The sequence below is a fragment of the Paraburkholderia sp. RL18-085-BIA-A genome, assembly GCF_046027075.1.
GTDB lineage: Bacteria > Pseudomonadota > Gammaproteobacteria > Burkholderiales > Burkholderiaceae > Paraburkholderia.
On record NZ_JARESU010000491.1, the window covers coordinates 1 to 969 of the forward strand.

Consider the following 969-nt stretch of genomic DNA (forward strand, 5'->3'; position numbering starts at 1 on the left):
CCGTCGCGTCATCTGACGACGAGCTCCAAGCCGCGCTGACGATGGCTGGACGCAATGAGTTTGCCGCGTCGCACGCTCTTCTTGAACAGGCGAGGTCTCTTTTAACCGAGGCATGAAATCAGCGGCGGCGAACTGGACGCGGTTACGCAGCTCGATTGTCGAACCTCGGCGGTTCAATGGCCATGCCCGACTCCGTGCCCGCCATGACCGCCCCAGTGGCCATGTCCACCACCCCAGTAGCCGAAGCTGAACGACACCGACGGTCCCCACCAGCCGGGCCAGCCATACCACGGGTAGGGGGGATAGTACCCGGGGTAGTAGGCGGGCGCGACGTACATGGGCGCCGGAAAGACATACGCGGGTTCACTCGGCAATGCGGGCGGGATGTTCTGGGCGTCGGCGCCGTTCGACAAGCCGTAGCCTTGAGCAGGGACTTCGTGCTGGGTAGCGACAGTAGGAACGGCGGGATAGTATCCGTATGGATAGTAGCCGGGAGGGACGTAGTTGCAGCCGGACAGCGCAAGCAGTGCAAAGGCGCTACCGGCGCGCGCCGTTGCCGGGAAGAGCTTCATGACATGCTCCTGTTTCGTCGCGACGCCACGATGCGATGCGGCGCGCACTTATGAGCATACTTCAGCGCTGGAATAGAGGGAACGGTGCGTGTATGGCCGGATGCCGGTCCGCCCCCAACCGCGGCGCCTGGGGAGGAAGCAGAATTTCCAGGCGGCACTTGCCCGGTACGAAAAGCCCGCCGGCGGAGCTCGCCCGGAGGGTGGTCTCGTTTCCACAGGTGGGTTCAGCCCATCAACCCGTTTGCGAAGCAATCAACTTGACGTCACGGAACGGCTCTCGTTGCATGTGGGCAGACATAGAAGCAAAAAAGCCCCTCGGACTTCCGTCGCGAGGGGCTCCCATTCCAGCGGTCCGGCTTAGAGAGCGGCATCCTTCAGTTTCTTCAGCGGGCGCACC

The 969-nt window shown here is 63.2% G+C and carries 1 protein-coding gene; it reads right to left on the reverse strand.

The window, feature by feature from the left end; genetic code table 11:
* Window positions 1–173: 173 nt before the first annotated feature.
* On the reverse strand, window positions 174–572 hold the full coding sequence (locus tag P0D89_RS53450; protein WP_408363246.1) for a hypothetical protein: 399 nt from the start codon (window positions 570–572) through the stop codon (window positions 174–176).
* Window positions 573–969 lie beyond the last annotated feature (397 nt).

Bases quoted from the DNA above. Each gene is read 5' to 3' on its own strand.
- P0D89_RS53450 (WP_408363246.1), bottom strand. From the start codon at position 572: ATGAAGCTCTTCCCGGCAACGGCGCGCGCCGGTAGCGCCTTTGCACTG.